Here is a 22294-nt window from a genome sequence, read left to right as displayed (position 1 = left end):
CCTTCGATTGCGCTACATCAGCATGTTAGGTCCAGCCTCGCCGGTAGATGGCGAGAAGCGGATTCTTGCGCCGGAAAGCGGCGCAATTAGCTTCGCATGATAGAGACGATATCCGCAACGAAGCTGTCCGGCCCGTAGCGCAACGCCAGCATACGCAAGGCGGCCCGGCGTTTTAATAGCGCGCGGGCGTCGCCGGCTATCTCTGCCAGGCGCTCTGGCAGCTCGGCGATACTCTGACGGTCCTCGCCGCACTCGACCACAGCCTCACGCCACAGGCTACCGCTACCGGGGTGGCGATACGTCTCCGCCATCACTACCGGAATTGAATCACTACAGATTGCTTCCCAGAGCCGTATCGAGTTCGGTCCGGTGCCAGAGGGGCAAAGGGTAAAGACGCTCTGACGCATGACCTCCCTGAACTCCTCAGACGCCGCCTCATCCAAAAGCACCGAATTGGCCTCGACCCGTCTGAGAATCTGGGAGTCGTAAACGATACGATTATAGTGCCAGGTGGCGCGTTCGCGAACTAGCCCCATCGGATGACTCGCGAGCTCTTCGATAATATGGGTCCGTGCCTGGCTTAGATAAATCGGGGTCGCCTTGGCGCCGACAAAAGAAAACAGGTAGCGGCGAGCTTCATAGCTAACCCCCCGGCCATCGCAAGCCTGCACCGGATATAACGGAAAAGGATGAATGGTGAGTCCGTGCTCTGCAATCTCCGGCTCGTCTGTTACCGCGTGAGACCAGAACACATCGGTGACGCCCGCCTCGGATAGAAGCGAAGCATATTGCTTCATATGAATGTGCTGGCAGACAGTTGCGATGCGACCGTAACCTTTCAGCCGGTCCGCGCAGCTATCGAGCGCTGCACGCAATAGCGTCCGGCGCTGCTCGTCCTGTTTGTTGTGGTTGCTGACATCTATGAGGGTCGCCCAGGGAAATCCAAGATACGCAACACTACTTTCTCTTGGCGCAAGTGCCTTCAGCCTGTTGAATGCGTGTTGCTCGGTAATCGCGGGATGCTGCCAGTGCGCATCAAAACCAGCAAGATTTCCGTCCGCAAACAGACCCCCACCTTCCTGTGGCAAGCGCTTTGTCGGCTCTGCAGCTCCTAGCGTGCCGGGTAGCACAGATTCGATCAGTGGCTGGGTTTCCGGGATCGAAAGCTCTAGCTCTTTGGCCCATTTACCCAACGACTTATTGACAGTCACCGACTGGAACAGCTCGGGTCGCACCGGCCAGAGTTCGAAATCGAGGTTAGAAGGGGCGATGAGAGATTCGCAAGGATGAACCATCGCCACCCCGCCGACTATCCGCATGTCCCCCTTCTTGGAGTAGGACCGGATGGCACTCTCATGGACATGAACCGACCGTATATGGTTGCATGGATTGTAGACATGGTGCCCGTAAGCAGCGAACACGTAGGCTACCTTGTTGTCACACCTTGGCACACCCAGCGGGAAACCGAGCTGCGCATCGCGGCTCTGGTTGCGGCAGGCACGTGGAAGGAACGCCCAGCTGTCTTGTGACCAATGCGGGTTTGGATGCCGGACCAGCTCAGTGTTGTGGCCATCATAGCGGCTTAGCGCGACAAAACCGGAGGGGTCATTGGCGAATATCTCTGCAAGGCGGGGCACATCGTCCAGAAAATATATGTCGGCGTTCGCGAGCAGCGATATGGCGTCGGGCGCGTACAGATAGCTCAGCTCTACCCAGTCCCGGTAGGTCGGGCGGGATTCAACACGGTAAATCTTTACACGATCAGTGGCCAGATGCTCATGCCCAGGCTCGTCAACGATAAGGCATATGCTGTGCAGAGCCGGATTGGCCTTGTTCTTTTCAAGACACAGCTCGATCTCTGCCCGTCGCGCTGGATCGTCCGGTCTGAAATAGGGCACGAAAAGTACAGTATTCAAAATTTATGCTCCCGGACACCCAGTCCTGTTATCGATTTGCCTACAGGGATCAGGCTGTCGACGGGTCATACCCCAGGCGCTCGCAAAGTGTGTGGTAATTTTCGCTTTGCGCGGCCTCTTCAACCAGATAGCCGGAAATCTCCCGCCTTGGACGCGGTCCGATGACATTGCCACGGCGGCCGCTATCACCCGTCATGCGGATCGCGGGAATCAGCATGGGCCAATCAACATTGAATGGTAGCTCCAGAATGTCGCAGAGCATTCTTATAGTGGCGTCAGGGTCTGAAACAAGCATTTCATATCGAATTGATGGGATTTCGGCATGCCGGTCGAGGAAGGCAAGGTATCTGAGGCAATACTCATCCAGGCAAAATGGTGAAAAGTGGTGCCACTTGTTATGGTCAAGGGAGGTAAACGATTCTATCGGGTGGCGAAGCGTGACTACGGAACGCACTGGCGCCAACCCGGCAAGCATTTCATTGAGCGTTGGCCGCAGGTTCCAGTCCACCTCCGTACAAAACTGCGAGTGTGCGTGCCCCCGGATTACCAGTCTGCGCCCTGTCCGCTCGAGCCGAGCACGCAACACACCCACAGCAGCCAAGAACATTTCCACCGCGGTTTCGTCATCGATCCGGTTCAGGCCTGCTCTCGCCAGCAGAATGGGGTCGGTTGGCGCAAATCCCGACCGCTGGGTCTTAAGCTGTATCGTGCTGATAGGGTCCAACTCGCTGAGAACGGTCGTGTTGGGCTGGGCCTGCAAGCAGCGGGAGAAAAGTGTACCGCCGGTGCAGGCTAAATGCTGAATCACGCGGATGGGCTCAGCTGACCTCTCCAGGAGCGGCATCAGACCGGAAAGCGCGTTCACCATTTTTTCGCGCGCCGAAGACGAGGCCGGGTTCGCGTAAAGACCTTGCAGCGCCCGGATGGGTCCGGAGCCGGGGGTCAGCTGTCGATCATTTGTCGGATTCATCATGTCAGACCATACGCTTTGATCCGCCGGCATTGCGTCCCTATGCAACATTCTCATCATGCATCGTGAACCGGCTCAATGGTTCGCCCCTCCGCCTGGCCAAACCGGAGATAGTGAACAAGAGGGTTTAGCCCGCGTTCGGCGATATCGGGATTGGACGCCAGATAGGCGAATGAGCAAAATCTCGGCCCGGGTGCGCGCCCCTCCGCTCCACCAAGCCGGACGAAATGCAGCGCCGGATCAACACCGGCAGCCGCGACGTCAGGATAACGCTCAGTATACCAAGGCCCATCGAAATACTCGCTTGTGCTTACTAGTTCGACATCCAGACGCAATTGCCTGGAGAGGCGCGGCCACTGCCTGAAATGTGCGCCAATTCTTCGCAGAGACAGAAAAATTTGACCCAGCTTCGATGATTTAATCGAATTCAGTTCGGCGCCCAATGCCGCCCTGGCGGCCCTCTCCTTTGCGAACATTCGTTCACTGTCGCCCAATTTTTCCGTCAGATCCGCCATACGGGCCTCAAACGCATTGCGAGCCTGCACCAGCTCGGTTGCCAGCTTCTCGCGCTCCTTCAAGGCGACCACTGAGGCAATCGCATCCAGGGCAAGCTCCTGGGCACTAGGCCGAATAACGAGGCTGCCTGGAACAGTCGCGACCTTGTCCAGCAGGGACATGTCTTCATCAGTGCCCCCCAGATCACTCACAATATAAGATGCTGCCGCGAGCAATAGCGGGGAAAGTGTGCCCACATGGGCCGGGGGCATACCTGCCGCATCAAGTTCCTGCTCCAGTCGCTCGCCAATCTTCCCCTTGGCCAGATCAGGGTGAGAACGAGCGGCTCCAACGTGGAGTAGCGCTGTGCGCAGCGGAAAGGCCTCGAGCAATGACAAGATGACTTTGCAATCAAGCCGCCACCGCTCGAGCGCGTCCAGCGGGTCTGCTCCATTGTGCATTGCCGCTGCCGCCACCTCCTCCGGTGCCGCATACCCGAGCACGCAGAGCGCGGTCGGCGCCGACTGAAACGTCCGGGCAGCGCTTTCCTCTACTAAGCCGGCCCCGCCAGCAAAGTCCGGCAACCGCTCTATCGACACTGCCAGTTGCTCGCTCCCGGACGGCTTGAACAGGGCTTCGAGCTCCTGCCAGTCTGACTGGCGCATACCTCCAACTAGAACCCTCACACCATGATCCTTTTGTTGCACGTTCATGCCGCCAGCTACGCAACTCTGCGACGCCGCTGGAACAACTTTCCAACGCACATTTCACGTCCGAAAAGCATTCTCACCCGTATATCGTAGCGTGTTAAGTCAGCTTGCGCATCCTGGCTTGCGCTGCGACATTCACCCTCGATGAACCTGCTGAAATGGACGGAAAATGACCGGTCGTGGACCCCTAAAGGCCCAGTCGTTGAAGATTTTACGGCGTAGGGGTATTCCGGTAACAACAATTCTGGACGTCGGCGTACTGACGGGGACTCCAGAGTTAATTGATGCCTTCCCCGACAAGCATCATGTGCTGTTTGAACCGGTCGAGGAATATCACCCGCAGATCAGGGCAACCTATCGCAGACTTGATGTCCGAATTGAGGGAATTGCCATTGGCAATTGCGAGGGGATCGCTGCTTTTTCTGTAGAGGGCTTTGAAGGGAAAACAGACCTTGTGCGGGCCTCTTTGATTGCAGAAGGCATTACAGGCGCACCCGGCGAACGGAAAGTCGCGATTACTACTCTGGACAAGTATATTTGGACCAACGCCCTTACAGGGCCTTTTCTTTTAAAAATTGATATAGACGGACGTGAAATGGACGTATTGGAAGGCGCAAAAAACATGTTAAAAAACTGTGCCGTTGTTATAATAGAGTGCACTGGAGACACGCTTGCGGAGCGGGTGAGGACTGTAATGCAGTCCGGCTTCCGGTTATTTGACGTCGTGGAGCCCTGCTATTATGATAGCGCTTTCTGGCAGTGCGATGTCATATTCATTAGGAACGATCTATTTGAAGAACATTTTCAGCAGCTTGACGGAAGCCAGTTCAAGCCACATCTGTATGCGACATTTCAGGGGTACAAATGGCCTTGGAGCCGCACCGTAAAACGCATAGCCGATCGGCTGCGAAACTTCTGAAAGAGGCGACAACAGGTGAGTGAGGCTACCAAACACGCCAAAACTCCAGCGGATCAGCTGGAAACGGCAAAGTCACAGGCGATTGTCGTCTTGGGTATGCACCGCAGTGGAACCAGCGCGCTTTGCGGATCACTCAAGGGTGCGGGTCTTTATTTGGGTCAAGTGCTTGACCACAGCATCCGCTCTAATCCCAAAGGGTTGCAGGAAGCGCCATCCCTGCTCTACATGCATGAAGATCTGCTGCGTACAAACGGTGGCAGCTGGGACAATCCCCCGCACAAACCGGTGTGGGGCAAGCTCCACGCGTCGGTACGTGACCTGTTCATCGAGTCACGCAAGGATCAAAGCCTCTGGGGATTTAAAGATCCCCGCACGCTGTTCGCCCTTCATGGCTGGCTGGAAGTGTGCCCGGACCTGCAGGCGGCCGGGATATTCCGGCATCCTGCCGCTGTAGCGAAATCCCTGCAGCAGCGTAATGGATTTTCCATCGCAAAGGGCTTGCACATCTGGACCGCATACAATCAGAAACTTCTGGAGTGGACCGACGTTCTAGACCTGCCAATCATCGAGTTTTCTCCTGTGGAAGCGGTGATGCGTCCAAGACTTGATGCCATCATCAGCAAGATCGGTTTAGGTGCACGAGACGCTGATAGCTTCTACGACCCGGCCATTCCGACTTCAGAGGCTCACAATCAAATGACCTTGCCAGAGGAAACACGGGACACCTACCACGCGCTCCGGGCTCGGGCGTTGGCCTGAGCGGCCATGAACGGCAGCGGAACATTTGACCGCGACTGGGGGAACGGACAGAACCGCTTAACACTCGGCTGTTTCCCAAACATCAGGGCGCGGACAAGTACCAGATTACCGGTATTGCAAAGCGCTGTGACTGGGTGTTTCTCAGCGATACGCAAGAACCACGTGTTCACCTGATCAAACAGACGCCGCCTCATCAGGCCCCGCAGACGCTGTTTCTGTCGCTACGCTCGCCTGCCATAGCAATCGAGCGCTTCGCGGTTGAGGTTCTGCCACAGCTCACTCGTCCATTTGTGCTGGTGTCAGGTTCGGAAGACGCAACAATTCCGCGTCAGGTCGACCTGCGCTGGCCGTCCTTCGGCAAGGCGCTGCAGGACATTGTCGACGACATACGAAGCCATCCATTGCTACTCCACTGGTGGGCAGAGAACCTGGACACTCAAGGCCTCGACAGGCTTTCACCCCTCCCCCTTGGTCTGGTCACCACTGGGGACCGGGCATCGTGGTTCTCGCCCGGGTTTTCGTCGCTTGGTTCGCGGCCGCTTACCGCTTTGTGCGCTCACAGGGTACGCGGTGGCGATCAGTGGGCGCTGCGAAAATCGGTGAGCGCGATCGCAGCCACGCATTGGGCGAGCTGGGCGTACCGTCCCGGAGAGGAAGTGCCAGAGCAGGAATTTCTGAACCTCCTTCAGCGGCACAGCTTTGTTTTTTGTGTCGAGGGAGGCGGTCTGGACCCGTCGCCGAAAGCCTGGCTCGCTCTACTTAACGGGGCCGTTCCGATAATCCGGCGTAACGCCACAACAGCTGCGTATTCCAGCCTGCCAGTCATCTACGTGGATGAATGGCAGCCGGACGCGCTCGACCGCGCTCGTCTTCGTGCCGCACGCACAGATATCATCTCCCGGTTTCAGTCCGGAACGGATTGGCGGGACCGCTGGCTCGCGCCATTGACCCTGGACCATTGGTGGTCGCGCATTTGCGAACCACTAAAGGCAGGGCGTTCGCTGGTGCCTGACAGTTAGGCGCAGATCGCGAGCGTTTCAGCCAGCACGCGGGCCTGTCGGGCGTCCAGCAGTAGGTCTGAAGCCGGACTGGTCCCAGATACAAAGTCCAGCCCCGTCATAAGCTCGGACAGGTCGCCTGCCGCCGGTGTTTCACAAAACCGGAGTAATGCGCCGATCTGCATCCGGGGTGCCTCACTCAGCCGGTCATAGCTAAGGAACATCACACGGTCGGGAAACCGTTTGTATATCCCGATCATTCGCGCCTGAACCTCGAACCAGTACCGCAGAACCCTTGGGCCTTCATATAGCCCATCGTCGTCAAGAAATACAGGCCCCCAATTTTTAATCTGATTATTGTTTTTACTTGCCATCATGTATCTGAAATCTCGTACAATGTGCACGTATTTTATATCGTCTTTTGATTCCATAATTCTTTCTATGAAAATGTGTGTATTCGGCTCCTTCCAACCCAGCAGTTCCCCCCCCGGGGTTGGCCCGGGAGTCCGCGCACGGCCAAGGCGCTCAGTCAGCCAGTCGGCGCTGTGGCCTGCCCGGCCGGCAGCCGGGATGTCCGCGAGAGTCCCTACCATGCCTTTGGGCAGGTGGCCCGTTTGCAGATGGCTGAGGAAGGCTGACAGGTAGCACTCAAATGTCGTGCGGTTCCACATCAGCGCGGACTGGCGTTTGAATATCAGCGAGAAGGTAAGATTATCCAGCGCCTCATTCAGATCGGAACCCAGATGATAGCCGGCATTAAGCAGGATCTGGGCGCAGGCACGGGTGCCGCTGCCGCCAATCCCCCCCATTGCGATAATCGGTGCCGGCACCTCAAAGCTCCCGAATATTACTGGATATCAAAGCTGTAAAGGCTGGACATGGCCAGGACGAGGCTGACAACGACCAGGCCGATGATCGAGGCAATGAACGCGATCGCCAGGGGTTCTGCCAGCGATGTCAGGCGCTTGCTCAGGTTTCGTGCCTGCTGCTCGCCGCTTTCGGCCACGAATAGCAGCATGTCGGCCATGGCGCCGGACAGACGCCCGGTGCGGATGAGGTTGAGGGTCATGGCGTCCATATCGGTGTTTGCGCGCAGGGCCGCCTCCAGCGGCTCGCCTGAACGCACGGCCCGCCTCGCCTCGGCAAGCCCTTCACGCCGGCGCGCTGACATGACGCCCCGTTCGGCGAGGGTCAGCGCGTCGAGAAGGCTCGCCCCGGCGGCGAGGGCGGTGCCGGTCACACGCGCCCAGCGCGCGGTATCCGAAGCATTGAGGAACCGGCCCAGAACCGGTGTCCGGAACGCCACCCCGACAAGCGCCCGCCGGGTGGAGGACAGGCTGACCAGCCGGATGCCTATAACTACCAGCAGGGCAAGGCCTCCCAGCACAAGGACCGAGTGCTCGCTGACCGTCTGGCCGATACTGAGCACGATGCGTGAAACCAGGGGTATCTCGCCGCGTGCTTCGCTGAGCAGCGCGGAGAAGCGGGGCACCACCACCATGAAGATGAACAGCACGGCGCCGACCCCGGCAAATGCCAGGAAGGCCGGGTAGGCCAGCGCATTGCGCAACTCCTCCGCTGCGGTGAGGTCACGCTCCATCTGTCCGGACACCTCAGCGAGACGTTCGGCGAGCGAGCCCGTCGCCTCGCCGAGTTCCACCAGGCGGGGTGCATAGTCCGGCAGGTCGGGGAAATGGCGTGACAGCGCCAGTGACAGACGTCCCCCGCCCCTGAGGTCGGAGCGGATGCCCCTCAGCTTGTCATGTATTTCTAGGCAGGGTTCATCTTCCAGTAGGCTGTCAAAGCAGGTCAGAAGCGGAGCACCTGCGCGCACCAGCATGGAGAGCTGGCGCAGCACGCGCACCCGGTCGCGCGCTCCGGCCTTGCGCCGGGCAAAGCGGCGGCGGTTTGCAGTATCGGGAACCACTTCGAAGGCCTGGATGCGCTGGCCGGCCAGCTGGGTGACGGCCTCCTGCTCACTGGCGGCGGTGATGCGTCCCTCGACGGACCGCCCGTCAGGGCGCAGGCCTTTATACCGGTATGCCCCGCTCATGGCCGTGCCCGCCCTAGATTTGTGCGCTCAGGCGTGCGGGCGGTGCCTCGTCGATCACGACTTCCGGCCCGCCGCCCAGCACACGCATGATTTCCGCCACGGAGGTAAGGCCCGCTCGCGCCTTTAGCATCCCGTCCTCCAGCATAGTCAGGAAGCCGGCGGCGCGGGCGGCGGCCATCAGGTCACGCGAGGGGGCATGGCGGGCGACAGCCTCGCGCAAGGCCCCATCGACATAGGCGGCCTCATAGACCGCGACGCGGCCCAGATAGCCCTGCCCTCGGCAGTGATCGCACCCTTGCGGTACGCGCCAGTGCGCAGGCGCGGCGAATGTGCCGGCCGGCCACAGCGCGCCTTCGCTGCGGGACTGGTCGAGCAGCTGCTCGGCAATGACGATATCTTCCGGCGGGGCGGGCAGGGCGCAATGATCACACAGCCGGCGCACGAGGCGCTGAGCCATCAGGCCCCGCAAGGCAGCCGAGACCAGGAAGGATTCCACACCCAGATCGACAAGCCGTTCAATGGCGGCCATGGCCGAATTGGTGTGCAGGGTGGAGAAGACGAGGTGGCCGGTCAGCGCGGCCTGGATGGCGATGCGCGCCGTCTCGCCGTCCCGGATTTCGCCGATCATGATGACGTCGGGGTCCTGGCGCAGTATGGCGCGCAGGCCGCGTGCGAAGCTGTAGCCGATGTCGGCGCGCGCCTGCACCTGGGTGATCCCGTCCATATCGTACTCGACCGGATCCTCGATCGTGATGATCTTGCGTTCGCCATCATTGACCAGCTCCAGCGCCCGGTAGAGCGTTGTCGACTTGCCTGAGCCGGTCGGGCCGGTGACGAGGATGACGCCATTGGGCTCGCGGATCATGCGGTCAAAACCGGTTCGCGGCGCGCCTTCAAGGCCCAGACCATCGAGCGTGGGCAGTTCCTGGCGCTTGCGCAGAAGGCGCAGCACCAGCGATTCGCCCCATGCGCCTGGCAGGCTGGACACGCGCAAATCCACTTCCTCGCCGGCAAAGCGTATGGTCTGACGGCCGTCCTGCGGCAGGCGGCGCTCGGCAATATCCATGCCCGACACCAGCTTCACGCGCGAGGCAACCGCATCAAAGCGCGAGCGCGGCTGGGTCTGCACCAGATGCAGCACGCCATCGACGCGGAAACGCACCTTGAACACGTGTTCAAAGGGCTCGACATGGATGTCGCTGGCCCCGTCGCGCAGCGCGTCCTCAAACAGTGCGTTTACAAAGTCGATGACGGGCGCTTCCTCGGCCATTTCGCGCAGGCGTTCGGCATCGGTCAGCACACCGTCCGGGCGCTGGGCCGAGAGCGAGTGCAGGCGCGCCAGCGCGCTGTCGAGCAGACGGTTTGAGGCCAGCACACGCTCCACCCGGCCGGCCCAGCCGGTGTGCAGGCGCTCATTGAGCGCGGGGTCGAGCGGGTTGCGCGCCAGCAGGATGAGCTTTGCCTCCGCCTCATCGCCGGAGCCGTCCGGCACGGTCCAGACCACGGCCTCCTTGGCGGCAAGCCAGCGCAAGGGGAGGCCGACGGCGCGGGCAGAGGCGGCAAAGACCTCGTCATTTTCGGGCAGGGCGGCGCGGTCCAGCACGGAAAAGCCGAGCTGGGCGGAGAGGGCGCTCAGGAGCTTTTCCTCGGCGACCGCGCCAAGGCGAAGCAGTGCCTGACCGAACAGCGCGCCGGTCTCGCGCTGATAGGCGAGCGCCTGCTCGGCATCCTCTGCCGAGATGGCCCCGCTTTCGCGCAATATGTCCCCTATCCGGCGCTCGTCCATCGTTGTCCTGCCAGCCATGCGCGGGAGCCTTTGCCCCCTCAATGCTTTGTCACGATACAGGCGCCCGGGCGGGGGCGCAAAAGGGGAAACACATGAAAAAGAAGGGGCGGTCCGAAGACCGCCCCTTCCCTTGGCTTTTCCGTAAAACCGGAGAGACGACTTAGTTGTCGCTCGCGAGGCCCGGCGTAGCCACGAAGCTGGCCGTGTTACGGTTGATCAGCTGACGCAGGATCGTGCCGTTGCCCACACCCGGCTCATCGTCGGAGTGTTGCAGGTCAACACCCGTGATGTCGGCATTGCCGCTCTGGCCGGAGGCCGCACCGAGACCACGCGAGTTGAAGGTGATGGTCGCACCCTGAACCACGAAGCCGTCATTGGCGGTGCCCGCCACGAGCGTCACGGTTTGAGCGTCAACGCCATTGCCGGCGTCAACGTCCACACGCACTTCCGTCACGGCATTGGCTTCATCTGCATCCGCGAACTGGATGCGGAAATTGCTTTCCGTTCCGCCCGTGCCGAAGCGGACCCAGGCGAAGTTCGCATTGGCCAGCGACGAGGTGTCGAGACCATCATCAAGAGTGATTTCGGCCAGATCGGTGGCAGCGACGCCGTCGAACACGTCCGCATCGGCATTCGCACCCCCATCAGCGACGAGCGATAGCGAAGCAGACGGCGTTTGGGCTACGGCCCCGTTGCCATCGACATCGAAGGTGATGTCATGAGCGCCATCAATTTCGAGCTGAGCGATATCGACCGCACAGGTAAAGACGTTACCCGTAGCCGGGCAGTCCACACCGTCGAGTTCGATGAAGTCGATACCGGCAGCGCTGGCGAGGGTTACAGTCAGTTCACCACTGGCAACAAGGTTGTCAGTGCCAATGTTGGCAGCGGCGAGAGTGTCAGCGAGATCATAGTTCAGCGTGTCATCATAAGCGACGGACAGCACGCCGAGAATACCGCTGCCAAGCAGGTTTTCGCCATTAGCATCGAGCTCACCGGCGCCAGCAGCGCCAGCCGCGATGGAGTAGGTCAGCGCGTTATCAAAGCTGACGATATCGTCCGCATCAACGTCGAGCGAAACCACCGGGCCATACGTCCCGGCATCGGCGGTTGCCGTAAACGTTGCACTGACAGAGATCTGTTCGCCAAACGTTGTGGCTTCAATCGGCAACGTGATCGTCGCGGTACCAGCCGCGCAAAGATTGAGCTGACCGGTGCTTGAAAAACGCACCGTGTTCCCGCCAGCGCCGCCGCCGAGCGACGGTGCAGCACCGAAGCCGCAGTTGGCCCCGGCAGACACCAACGCCGTGTTGGACACCGGGCCGTCAAACGTGGCACCGTCAATCTGGATGTCCAGACGAACCGCACCGCCTGCGCCCATGCCGGCAAATGCACCACTCAGGTCAAATTCCAGCACAAGATCGCCAGCCAGGTCCTGGCCGCCCTCGAGCGCGACCACCTGGCCTTGAAAATCACCAGCGCCAGTTACTGTCACTTGCTGCGCAAACGTCGCGCCCGTAAGCAGGGCGGCAGCAGCTACACCGCCGAGAAGATGTTTAATAGTCATAGGGGTTCCCCCTCCATAGTTACAACCGTGTCATGGCCATGACACGCCACGACGTCTCGCATTCATGGACGGGACGATTATTTGTATACCCCGCCCATTTACGTCAGACAGTGTCGTGACGCTGGCGGCGAGTTAAGGGCGGCAATCCGGACCTGTCAATCGATTTTGCCCTTGCTGTGCCACAATTTCAGGTGCCCGCGCACGGCCTGACGGAAAGCGGTGCCAATCTGCAACACCCTGTCAAATAACAGTCATTTTATATTGCCGAGCAAGCAGATACGGGCCGGGCGGCGGTACCGCCAAGCCATCTGACACATAATCGCCATGTTATTCACATCAGGGGGGGGGAGAGACACTGAACGCCGGTGTGGGCCATCCGTCAAGACAAAAAACGCCCGGCCACCAAGTATTCCGGTCAGAACACGGCCACGCCGCCCTCACCGGACTCCTGCACCGGCGGGGGCTCCAGCACGCATTCGCTTCCCCTGGCCAGGCGCGCCCAGCTGCGCCCGCCGGGGGCAGAGAGCACAAGATGTACCGGCACCTCCCCCTCGAGGCAGCGTCCGGCCGGGCTGATGGCAAGCTGGCCTGTTGCGGCAAGGCTCCAGCCCTGTCCCGGCGGCGGCAGGGCGGCGTTCAGATCCGCGTCTTCAAGCTGTATAGCGCGCGCATCTAGCGCGGCCTCCATGCGCAGGGCGCGCAGGCGTGCCTCTGCGGTGCGGAAATAGCCCGAGGCCTCACGCGCTTCCAGTCCGCCTAGAAGGCCGGGAACGGCCATACCTGCCGCCAGGGCGATGATCGCTACCGCGATCAGCACTTCCAGCAGGCTGTAGCCGGGCCGCAGGCGCATGGCGCGGATCAGCTTTGCCCGCCATCGTCGTCCGGCCCGGCTCCTCGCGAATAGATGTCGGCGGCAGAGCCCTCCCCGCCGGGCTGGCCATCGGCACCGAAGCTGTAGACCACGCCGCGGCGCGAGGGGCTGGAGGCAGGGCGGTACTGGAAGGGCGTGCCCCACGGGTCGCGCGGCAGGCCGCCATCCAGATAAGGACCATTCCAGATATCGATGAGGTCGGCAGGCGGAGTGACCAGCATGGCCAGCCCTTCCTCTTCGGTGGGATAGCGGCCCACATCCAGGCGCAAGGTGTCCAGCGCGGTCTCGATCATGCGGATCTGGGTGCGCGCGGCGGTCACCTGGGAGCTGTCGAGCTGGCCGAACAGGCGCGGCGCGATAAGCGCGGCCAGAAGCGCAATGATTGCCACCGCGATCAGCACCTCCATCAGGGAATATCCCGGCCGCATGCGAAACAGGCCCGGCCTGCGCATGCCGGGGGCTCCGGCCCGTCCTGCCCGCCATCTGGTCATCAACATCAATGCTACTCCCCGATACGCCACGGCAGGGCCTTGCCTGCTCGACGGAAACCCTCCCGATAGTAACGGTTCATCGCCAGCAGGGGAATACGCACAGGTGCGCTTGCGCTGGGGGCAGGGAGCGGACTAGCCTCCGGCCCATGCGGCCCGGATTTACCCTGATCGAGACCCTTATCGCGCTGATCATTGCCGCGATGGTGACGCTCGTTCTGCTGGATACGCTCAGCGCCGTCTCAGCGCAGGCCGCACGGCTGGACCGGGCGGTGGCGGGCACGCAGGAGCAGATCATCGACTGGCTGACGCTCGACCGCGCCATCGCAGGCCTTCAGCCGGACTATCTGGAGGGCGGCACGCCGTTCGAGGGCGATGAGGCGGGTTTTCGCGGCCTTACCGACCTGACACTGACCGGTCACGCAGGGGCTGTCGGCATTGTCACCGTGACTCTGGAAGAGGACGAGGCGGCTAGCCGCGATGGCGGCCCTGTCTCGCGCCTGGTCTACACCGAGAACGGGGAGAGGGTGGCAGAGTACGTGCTGGCGGTGCCGGCCCGGCTGGCCTATCTCGATTTCGACGGCAATGCCCATCCTGCCTGGCCGCCGGAGCAGGGCTTTCCCGTTGATCCGCTATTCTTCCGGCCGGTTCCGCGCGTGATCCTGATCGTTCCGGAGGATGGCGGCTCCACGGCCGTTGTGCATGCCTTCGCCATAACCCGTTCGCGCCCGCCCATGGCGCGTCAGAGAGATGTGGACCGATGGTTCTGACCCGGCCGGGCTATGTCTTTCCGCTCACGCTCGGCGTGATCGCCATACTGGCGGTGCTGATCGCGGCAGCCTATGCGGTACACGAATCCGCCTCTGGCAGTGTACGCCAATGGGTGGACCGGCAAGCGCTGGAGCGCGACCTGCACTCAGCCGAAGTGCACGTGCTGCACACCTTTCTAGCCGAGCCCATGGGCTGGGACGCCGTGCATGTCGGCGGCGTACCCAGCCTTGACCCCGACTATCCCGACTTCGTGGTCGAGGGGGAAAAGGTGAGCCTGCGGGGCCAGCCCTACCGGGTGGTTCTGGATGGCCGCGAAATGATGGTGCGGATCATTGCCGTTGCCGGACTGATCAGCATCGACACCACACGGCCCGGCTCCGTCAGCGCCTTCCTGGTCACGCAAGGGCTGGACCTTGCCGAGGCCAGCCGGCTTGAAGCCCGGCTTTACGACTATGAGGACGACGACGATTTGCGCCGGCTGGGGGGCGCGGAAGCAGACGATTATCCGGACGGGCGGGCACCGGCGAACACCTATCTGAGACGGGCCAGCGAGCTGTGCGCGGTACTCGGCTGGGACCAGCTTGACCTGTGCCGGCAGCCCGTATTGTTCGACCTGTATGCCAACATAGTCCCGGGCACGCCCATGAGCCCGGCTTTCATGCCCGACCATGTCGCGTCGGTCCTGATAGATCGCGAACGGGAGCGGGAAGTGGCGCTCGAACGCCTGCAGGCTGGCCAAGCGCTTACCTTCGCCGACCTGTTCCTGCCAGGCTGGGACAGCGTGCACTACGACGAGTTCGGCTATGGACCCGCAGGCAGCGAGTTTCTATTCTTGACGCAAGAGGCTGCCGGGACACTGATCCGGGTGGCCCGCATCCGCTTGACCTACGGCGCGTTCGAAGCGCCATATGAGCGGATGTTCGAGTTTCTCACAGGGGGAGAACAGGTTGAGGCAGCTTTCCGTATCGACGATCCCGGCGAGCTGGCGGATTTCCCTGCAACCCAGCCGCAGAGCCGTCAGGGCTTCAGGCGTTGATCCGCGGGCGCGGCATGATCTGTGGCGCGCACTCGTACTGGGCGAACAGTTTGTCCTCAGCCGCAGCCTCGTTCACTTCGAACGCATTGCGCGGCCCCGCAGCGCATCTCAGGCAACGACATTTAAAGCTGCAGCGCTCGCCGCCCGCGCGCGCAGCCCCTTCGCCGATCCGGGCTGGCACCTCAGCTGGGGACCTACCCATATCGGGATCTGGTCATGGGACAAGCAGAGGCTCGAAGCGCTCGGTGTCCCGCCGGGAAGCTGGGTCCTGCCTGAAAGCCTGCTGGACGCCCCCCCTGCCGAGGACGGATATCGCCTGCTTGTCCGGCCGGAAGGCTATGAGGGCCAGATCTGGACCGGTGGAGAGCTGGCTGCGAGCCGGTTCTGGGCGGCTAGGCCCGACCCGCAGGACATTGCCGTTTTCCGCCGCAGCGCAGCGCATTCCGGCGAAGCCGCCGCCCCTGCCCTGCCCGGCAGCTCACTGACACGCGCCGGTCTTGCCGCACACCAGGCAATCGCAAGCGGACGATTTCGACCAGTCCACCTTGCGACCGCGCTGTCGGCGCTTTTGCTCATCCCGCTCGCGTTCACCGCTGGGGGGTATCTGCGCACCGCCGCAGAACTCAACGCAGTGCGCGCCGCGCAATCAGCCTTTGCAGAAGCCGGAGCCGACCAGTATCAGGCGCTCGAGCTCTACCGCAACCGCGCCCAGAGGCTGGCTCTGTACAGGCGGGAGCTGGACGTGCCCAACCCGCTCGCCGCTGCCGCAGACATTGCTGAAGTGGCTGCAACGCTGAACGCCCAGATATCAGCGTTCCGGATTGAATCAGAGCGGCTCACCGCCCGGCTGACGGGACCAGCAACCCTCGAGCCTGCCGAACTTGCAAGTGCGCTGGAGGCTCGCGAAACCCTGCAGGATGTGCGCCTCTCAAGGTCAGGTAATACGCCCGGGTGGGATATCGAAGCGCGTGTCGTTCCGGCGAACGCAGTCAGGACCTGAACCATGTCAGACCGTCCTTCACGCTTTCTGCCTCCTGGGCTCGCTTTGCGGATTCGATCTGGCTTGACTGCACGTGCCCAGCTCGGCCTGGCCATTTTCTCCGCGATTGCGTGCATTTACGCCTTGCTCGAGACTGGTGACAGGTCGAACCAGCTTGACCAGGAGCTGGATCTTGCCCGCCGCCAGCTGGCTACCCGAGAAGCCGCGCTCGAACAACGCGATTGGGCAAACCTTGCCGGCGAAGCAGCACAGCTGGCTGACGCCGTTGAGGCACGCTTCTGGCGTGCACCGACGGAAGGAATCGCCAGCGCTCGTATTCAGGGCGCGATCGAGGCCGCCGCACGGCGCGTGTCTCTGGCGGGTTCACGGGTAAGCATTGTCCGGGCGCAGTCCCTGCCGGGCGGGCTGGTCGTATTTGAAGCTGAGCTCTCGGCGCAGGATCGAGCCGGCTCCTTTGCGCCTCTGCTTGAAGCTGCTGCCTCAGCGGATGGCGATCTGCGTCCCACATTTATCGATTGGAGCGCCTCCAACCGCAGATTCACGGTGCGCTTCCTCGCTCCGGCCATGATCGAGTCGGACACGTGAGGAACATCGCCAGCGTACGGCTGTCGCTTGTTCTGGCGCTCGCCCCGGTCGCCGCAATGGCCGGATTCGCGCTGTCTCCGCCGCCGGCACCCGAAGCAATAATCGGCGGCCAGACCGTGGACACGTTTGTCGCGCCTCTTGGTGCAGCCGATGTCGCTGTTTTGGTTGAACGTCTTGGCAGCACCGGGCTGTTCCCGGGATCAATTCCGTTGGAACGGCCGACGTCGGAGGTAGCGACGGAAGCCGTAGAGACAGATATGATTGACTTGGAGGGGGAGCTCGGAGAAGGCGCCCCGCGGATACGAGCTCTGTATGCTCTCGACGGACAATGGCGGGTGATAGCCCGTTTTGCTGATGGCCGGCAGGAGGTCCTCCAGCAGGGGGACCTAATCTATAATGAGTGGCGGATTCTTGCTATTGGACCCAATGGCATCGAAATTGCCAGCGACTCCGAACAACGAAGCATCAACGTTTTTGTAACTCAGGACATCTGACTCCATGCGCAGGGCTATCGTAACATCAATTGTTGTCGGCTTCGCTCTGACTTCGGGCGGATGCGCGGGGTTCGATGAAAGCGGGATGCTCCGCGCACAACTGGCGGACGTTGCACCGCGTCCGGCAGAGCCCACGGCAGAACAACAGGAATACATCCCGCACCAGGCCCAGGATGTGCCGGAGGCACGCCAGGACCATGCAATCGTGAGTGGATCCTGGCGAGTACCTGCCATGGCCCGGGAAAGGCGTTCATCTCTGGCCGAACCGGACTCGCGTCCCCGCCTGTCTGGCAGCTCGGTCAATGCCACTATTCCCGCTCAGCCGCTGGGTGCGTTCGTAAATACGGTCCTCGGGGACATATTGGAGCTGCCCTATACGCTGGGGCCAGGTGTGGCGGACAGAAACGACGTGGTTACCCTGCGCAGCGTCAGGGACATGGATCGCGAGACCTTCTTCCAGCTGTTTGAGGCGGCGATAGGAGAATACGGGCTGGCGGCCGCCTATCGCGACGGTCTTGTGCGGATTGTCGAGCGCTCCGAGTTACAGGCTTCCAGGCCTCAATTTATCCGATCGCGCGCGCGGAGCGATGTACCGGCAAGCCTGCGTCCGATTGTGCAGTTCGTTCAGCTTGAAGCGATCGATGCCGCTGAGATGGAGCAGATTCTCCGCGTGAGCTTTCCCGGGCGCTCCGAACTGGGTATCCAGATGCGACGCGACGTCAACGCACTGACGCTTAGCGGACTATCGGACAATGTCGACGCAGCACTTGCCATCATACTTCAGATGGATGATCTGCGCTTTTCCAACTCCGACGCGGCCACGCTTGCGCCACGGAACTGGCGAGCAAGCGAGTTGACGCAAGCACTGATCGATATTCTGACAACGGAGGGCTACCAGATCGGCTTGGGGCCCAGAGCTGTCCGGCCTGTCACACTAATCCCCGTACCCCAGACAAACCAGATTATCGTGTTTGCCGATTCCGAGCGCGCGATGGGCCACCTGATAGCAACCGCGCGCAGGCTGGACGCAGCTGCGGCCGCCAGCGACGCCAGAACGCCGCATATTTTCCAGGCGCGCGCTCGTGAAGCCCAGACACTCGCTGAAATTGCCGCCCGTATCATGGGTGAGACGACTTCCGCGGATACGCGCGTGGAATCGGAAACAGCGCAGCGTCCGCAAAGCCAGCCCGGCTCACGTATCTCTGTAGACTCTGTGGGGAACCGGATCATTTTCGTTGGCACACAAGCCGAATTCCGAACGCTTGAGCGCCTGTTGATTGATCTTGATACCGCTGCTCCCGAAGTACTCATTGAAGTAACCATTGCGGAAGTGACGCTTACCGAAGAGCAGCGCTACGGTTTCGAGTTTCTTCTGAACACATACGGGGGCGACGTCGAACTTCGTACCCGGGGCGGGCTGGGGCTGGAGTCCGGCGGCATCAGCGCTGTCCTGCGCGCTGGCGATGTGGATATTCAGGCTGCCGCGCGCGCGACCAACACGCAGATAAACATCCTATCTACGCCGCGAGTGACGGCTAGATCGGGCTCATCTGCATCAGTCCAGGTCGGTACCGATGTGCCCATCATTACAAGCCAGCGAGCGGCAACCACCCAGCAATCCGGGTCCACCGACATTCTCCAGACCATTCAGTTCCGGTCCACGGGCGTCTTGCTGAATGTCGAGCCAAGGGTTTACTCCGACGACCGTATCGATCTCACGATCAGCCAGGAAGTCAGCGCGGCACAGCCCAACCCCAACCAGTCCATCGCCAGCCCGATCATCTCCAACCGGAGCCTGACTTCCGAAATTACCCTGCAGGACGGGCAGACGGCCATTTTGGGCGGGCTGATGGAACAAAGGGTCAATCGGGGCACAACTGGGGTGCCCGGTTTACAGAACGTCCCCGTTGTCGGGGCGCTGTTCTCCACCATGTCGTTCAACTCGGATCGCACAGTACTGCTGGTGATGGTCACACCATACATATTGCGCAACCGGGACGACCGGCAACGCATGGCCGAGCTCTACGCCGACGAAATCAACCGCGCGTTTGCGACGCCGCTGCGAACAGGTGGGCGGCTTGTTCCGGCCGGGCCTGCCTTGCAGGTTGAGGTTGCCCGGCCCGGTGATGATGAGTAGCCACCTGACTTGGGTCAGCCTGATGCTGGCCTGTGCGCTGGCCTGGTCCGTAAGCGCCATGTTGACGGCAGCACTGGCTGGTATGCCATCGGTCAGAAAAATCAGCGCTCCGGCAGCACTTTTAAGCTTGCTGCTGGTCGTCACTGCCATCTTCTGGCTTACCGCACCTATGGCGCCTGTGCTGTTCGCCGCAGCCGCGGGAGCAGGGGCAGTAAGTGCCACCACAGATTTGCGCCGCCAGCTGCTCCCGGACGCCGGCTCCGTACTGATCGGCGTTGCCGGCTTGGCGAGCGCCATGGCTAGTTCGCTTCTTCCCGATCGCGCAATGGCTGCCGTGCTGACGCTTGCCGTTCTGGCGCTGGCTGCCGGATTAGTCCGCTGGAGAACTGGGCGCAGGGCGCTTGGCTCAGGTGATCTTCTTCTTGGAGCGGCGTGCGCGACCTGGGTTCCTGCAAGTCTGATCCCCCTTGCCCTTCTGCTCGCAGTAGCCATAACCTTGTTGCTGGCCGCTTTCATAAGGCACACAACCAGTGAGACTGAGGCCAGACTGCCTTTTGGTCCTGGCCTCATGTTTGGTTATGGCGTCATGGCGATAGCAGGCGGACACGGCTGACCACGAACGATGCGTAGCGGATTTTCCACCATGGAAGCGTTGGTGGCAGTGGCACTGCTGGCAGCGGTGTTGTGGCCATTTTACGCACTGGTCGAAAACCTTTATAGGTCAGCCGTCCAGCTCGAGCTCATTGCCGAATACCCGCGTATAGAACGTTCAGCCTTGCGAATAATCGAGTCGCGTCCGGTGAGAGATAGCGGATCTCTGGAGATCGAAGGCTGGACGATAGATTGGACTTCTGAGGCAGATGGAGAACCTCAACTGGCCGGTGGCCGGTATCAGATGGACATGCATCTAATCTGGGTCGATATAGTGACCCTGCGGGCCCGGCGAGACGAATATTCACGCCAGAGCACACACCGAAGACTGGCCTTTCAAAGGCAATACATGTCTCCTGAGGACTTGATGGACAATTAGCGGATTGACATATTCTCATGCCAACAAGTAGCGCCTGCTATTTGCCCTTCGCAGATCTGGATTTTGTCTTGTTTACCGGGCGCCGGTTCTGACCGGCAGGCAATGCGGGCTTTTTCGCCAAGGCCGATTTTCTGGCATCCTCTAACTGAAAGTGTTCGATTAGGCCGCTGATCTGGTTTTCAATATCCGCACGTTGCGACACTGACTCAGCGTAGCGCTGCTGAAGTTCGGCAAGATCGGCCTGCGCGAGGCGCTGTATACGAAGAGACAGGCGTAGATCTTCCCGCGCGGTGTCCAGCTCCTGTTGAAGACGCTTGTTTTCGTTCTGGCGGTCCTCGACATTCCGCTCGGACGATGCGAGCGCTGTCCGCAGCCTTTCCAGCTCCGACTCGGCGGCCTGCACCTGGCGCTTGGCATTTTCGAGCGCTTCGAAATTGGCCTTCTCGCGCTCGCGTGCCGTATCCCGCTCAGCCAGCCTCTCGGCAAGCTGGCCTTCCAGTTCGCTGCGAGACGCTTCACCCTCAAACCGCACGCGCTCCAGCTCTTCTTCCTTGTCCGCAAGCTGGCGTTTGGCATTTTCGAGCGCCTCGAAATTGGCCCTCTCGCGCTCGCGTGCCGTATCCCGCTCAGCCAGCCTCTCGGCAAGCTGGCTCTCCAGCGCGCTGCGAGAGGCTTCACCCTCCGAACGCAGACTCTCCATCTCTGCAGTGAGCAGGTCAACCTGCTCCAGCGCGCCGGCATACGCCTGCGCACTGCTTTGCTGAAGGCTCTCCAGCTCGGTCCGTGCGGCCTCGCCTTCCGAATGCAAGCGCTCTAGCTCGGCTTCCTTGTCGGCAAGCTGGCGCTTGGCCGTCTCGAGCGCCTCGAAATTGGCCTTCTCGCGCTCGCGCGCCATATCCCGCTGAGCCAGCCTCTCGGCAAGCTGGCCTTCCAGCGCGCTACGAGACGCTTCACCTTCAGACCGCACGCGCTCCAACTCGGCCGTAAGCAGGTCGACCTGCTCCAGCGCGCCCGCATACGCCTGCGCACTGCTCTGCTGCAACGTGCGAAGTGAAGCTCTCTCTCTCTCGATGAGCGTATCGATGTAGACCGCAAGGCTCCGGTGGCCGCGCACGGTGCGTACAGGGCCGCTCCCCTCGCTCACCACGTCACGGAACCCACTTTCAAGAAGTCGGCTTTCCACTTCCGCCGCCGAGAGGCCGCCTTCATAGAGCGCGTGGAGCCCGCAGTGAACGCGTATATCGGACACAAAATAGCCCGAAGCCGGTTCCGCCAGCGCTTCGATGATCTCGCCTTCCAGACCATTCACATCCACGATGACCCGGTAGGGAAGGCCGAGCGCCTGGTAGCGGGTGAGCACCGAGTTCAGGTCCATCAGCCCGGCGGCGATCTTGCGCACCTCGCTGAGCCGCGGGAGCATAGCTTTGAGCGCGCCAGGCGGGCAGAAGCCGCTGACCTCGGACACATTGAAAACAGCAAAGGGCGCAGTGCCGCCGCCGCCATCTTTCCTGACTGCGCCGCAGATGACATCCACATTCGCGTAGCGGGCAGCCGACTCGCGAAGCTGCGCCGCGATATCGGGCTGGGCTTCAACCAGTACTACCTTCTCCGCAGAACCCGCATAGTCATCAAGCTCGCTGCACAAGCCAGAACCAAGATGCACGATAATCTCAGGCCGCATAATTCGCCTTTCGCTACTGGATCAGGCA

General features: G+C 61.3%; 20 protein-coding genes. 10 read left to right on the top strand and 10 right to left on the bottom strand.

Annotated elements, in window-relative coordinates; all coding sequences use genetic code 11:
- Positions 1–86 precede the first annotated feature (86 nt).
- The 3 genes from X907_RS02825 to X907_RS02815 are packed head-to-tail and all read right to left on the bottom strand — an operon-like array spanning position 87 to position 4046.
- A complete protein-coding gene (locus X907_RS02825; protein ID WP_127565538.1) occupies positions 87–1916 on the bottom strand; it encodes an exostosin domain-containing protein in 1830 nt (609 codons plus the stop codon).
- Positions 1917–1965: 49 nt separating this feature from the next.
- Positions 1966–2889: a sulfotransferase gene (locus X907_RS02820; RefSeq protein ID WP_170175435.1), complete on the bottom strand. Its 924-nt coding sequence runs from the start codon at positions 2887–2889 to the stop codon at positions 1966–1968.
- A gap of 53 nt (positions 2890–2942) precedes the next feature.
- On the bottom strand, positions 2943–4046 hold the full coding sequence (locus X907_RS02815) for a hypothetical protein (protein WP_127565536.1): 1104 nt from the start codon (positions 4044–4046) through the stop codon (positions 2943–2945).
- A 214-nt stretch (positions 4047–4260) separates the two neighbouring features.
- On the opposite strand from X907_RS02815, the gene X907_RS02810 reads away from it, so the two are divergent.
- The 3 genes from X907_RS02810 to X907_RS02800 all read left to right on the top strand — a co-directional run bounded on the left by X907_RS02810 (position 4261) and on the right by X907_RS02800 (position 6788).
- Positions 4261–5010 carry an FkbM family methyltransferase gene (locus tag X907_RS02810; RefSeq protein ID WP_127565535.1) on the top strand — a complete coding sequence of 250 codons (750 nt, stop codon included), beginning with the start codon at positions 4261–4263 and terminating at the stop codon, positions 5008–5010.
- A 15-nt stretch (positions 5011–5025) separates the two neighbouring features.
- Positions 5026–5769: a sulfotransferase family protein gene (locus tag X907_RS02805; RefSeq protein WP_127565534.1), complete on the top strand. Its 744-nt coding sequence runs from the start codon at positions 5026–5028 to the stop codon at positions 5767–5769.
- 134 nt (positions 5770–5903) lie between these two features.
- Positions 5904–6788: a hypothetical protein gene (locus X907_RS02800; protein WP_127565533.1), complete on the top strand. Its 885-nt coding sequence runs from the start codon at positions 5904–5906 to the stop codon at positions 6786–6788.
- On the opposite strand, the gene X907_RS02795 is transcribed toward X907_RS02800, so the two are convergent.
- The 6 genes from X907_RS02795 to gspG form a co-directional block, all read right to left on the bottom strand.
- Entirely contained in the window at positions 6785–7597 is an 813-nt protein-coding gene (locus tag X907_RS02795) for a sulfotransferase (protein ID WP_127565532.1), read from the bottom strand. The two genes, X907_RS02800 and X907_RS02795, sit on opposite strands and share 4 nt — an antisense overlap.
- Before the next feature lie 17 nt (positions 7598–7614).
- Complete coding sequence (locus tag X907_RS02790) at positions 7615–8820, bottom strand: type II secretion system F family protein (protein WP_127565531.1); 1206 nt, start codon at positions 8818–8820, stop codon at positions 7615–7617.
- Positions 8821–8833: 13 nt separating this feature from the next.
- Positions 8834–10624 (bottom strand): GspE/PulE family protein, encoded by a 1791-nt coding sequence (locus X907_RS02785; protein ID WP_233352496.1) that lies wholly within the window; start codon positions 10622–10624, stop codon positions 8834–8836.
- 142 nt (positions 10625–10766) lie between these two features.
- Positions 10767–12173: a hypothetical protein gene (locus tag X907_RS02780; RefSeq protein ID WP_127565530.1), complete on the bottom strand. Its 1407-nt coding sequence runs from the start codon at positions 12171–12173 to the stop codon at positions 10767–10769.
- Positions 12174–12588: 415 nt separating this feature from the next.
- Complete coding sequence (locus X907_RS02775) at positions 12589–13023, bottom strand: prepilin-type N-terminal cleavage/methylation domain-containing protein (protein WP_127565529.1); 435 nt, start codon at positions 13021–13023, stop codon at positions 12589–12591.
- A gap of 8 nt (positions 13024–13031) precedes the next feature.
- Positions 13032–13472 carry a type II secretion system major pseudopilin GspG gene (gene gspG / locus X907_RS02770; RefSeq protein ID WP_373870266.1) on the bottom strand — a complete coding sequence of 147 codons (441 nt, stop codon included), beginning with the start codon at positions 13470–13472 and terminating at the stop codon, positions 13032–13034.
- Between the two features lie 209 nt (positions 13473–13681).
- Between gspG and X907_RS02765 the strand changes: the two genes are divergently transcribed.
- The 7 genes from X907_RS02765 (at position 13682) to X907_RS02735 (ending at position 20168) form a co-directional block, all read left to right on the top strand.
- A complete protein-coding gene (locus X907_RS02765; RefSeq protein WP_170175434.1) occupies positions 13682–14302 on the top strand; it encodes a PulJ/GspJ family protein in 621 nt (206 codons plus the stop codon).
- On the top strand, positions 14293–15339 hold the full coding sequence (locus tag X907_RS02760) for a type II secretion system protein GspK (RefSeq protein ID WP_127565527.1): 1047 nt from the start codon (positions 14293–14295) through the stop codon (positions 15337–15339). Before X907_RS02765 ends, X907_RS02760 begins: the two co-directional genes overlap by 10 nt.
- Positions 15251–16339: a hypothetical protein gene (locus X907_RS02755; protein WP_127565526.1), complete on the top strand. Its 1089-nt coding sequence runs from the start codon at positions 15251–15253 to the stop codon at positions 16337–16339. Before X907_RS02760 ends, X907_RS02755 begins: the two co-directional genes overlap by 89 nt.
- Before the next feature lie 63 nt (positions 16340–16402).
- Entirely contained in the window at positions 16403–16924 is a 522-nt protein-coding gene (locus tag X907_RS02750) for a hypothetical protein (protein WP_127565525.1), read from the top strand.
- Positions 16921–17418: a hypothetical protein gene (locus tag X907_RS02745; protein ID WP_127565524.1), complete on the top strand. Its 498-nt coding sequence runs from the start codon at positions 16921–16923 to the stop codon at positions 17416–17418. The genes X907_RS02750 and X907_RS02745 overlap by 4 nt, the downstream gene beginning before the upstream one ends.
- A gap of 4 nt (positions 17419–17422) precedes the next feature.
- Positions 17423–19555, top strand: coding sequence for a type II secretion system protein D (locus X907_RS02740; RefSeq protein WP_127565523.1), 2133 nt, complete (start codon positions 17423–17425; stop codon positions 19553–19555).
- Positions 19545–20168: a prepilin peptidase gene (locus X907_RS02735; protein ID WP_127565522.1), complete on the top strand. Its 624-nt coding sequence runs from the start codon at positions 19545–19547 to the stop codon at positions 20166–20168. The genes X907_RS02740 and X907_RS02735 overlap by 11 nt, the downstream gene beginning before the upstream one ends.
- Before the next feature lie 454 nt (positions 20169–20622).
- On the opposite strand, the gene X907_RS02730 is transcribed toward X907_RS02735, so the two are convergent.
- Entirely contained in the window at positions 20623–22266 is a 1644-nt protein-coding gene (locus tag X907_RS02730) for a coiled-coil domain-containing protein (protein ID WP_127565521.1), read from the bottom strand.
- Positions 22267–22294: the final 28 nt, after the last annotated feature.

The organism is Glycocaulis alkaliphilus, from assembly GCF_004000605.1.
Lineage (GTDB): Bacteria > Pseudomonadota > Alphaproteobacteria > Caulobacterales > Maricaulaceae > Glycocaulis > Glycocaulis alkaliphilus.
The sequence above is the reverse complement of the archived record's forward strand: the minus strand, read 5'-3'. Positions and strand labels throughout refer to the sequence as shown.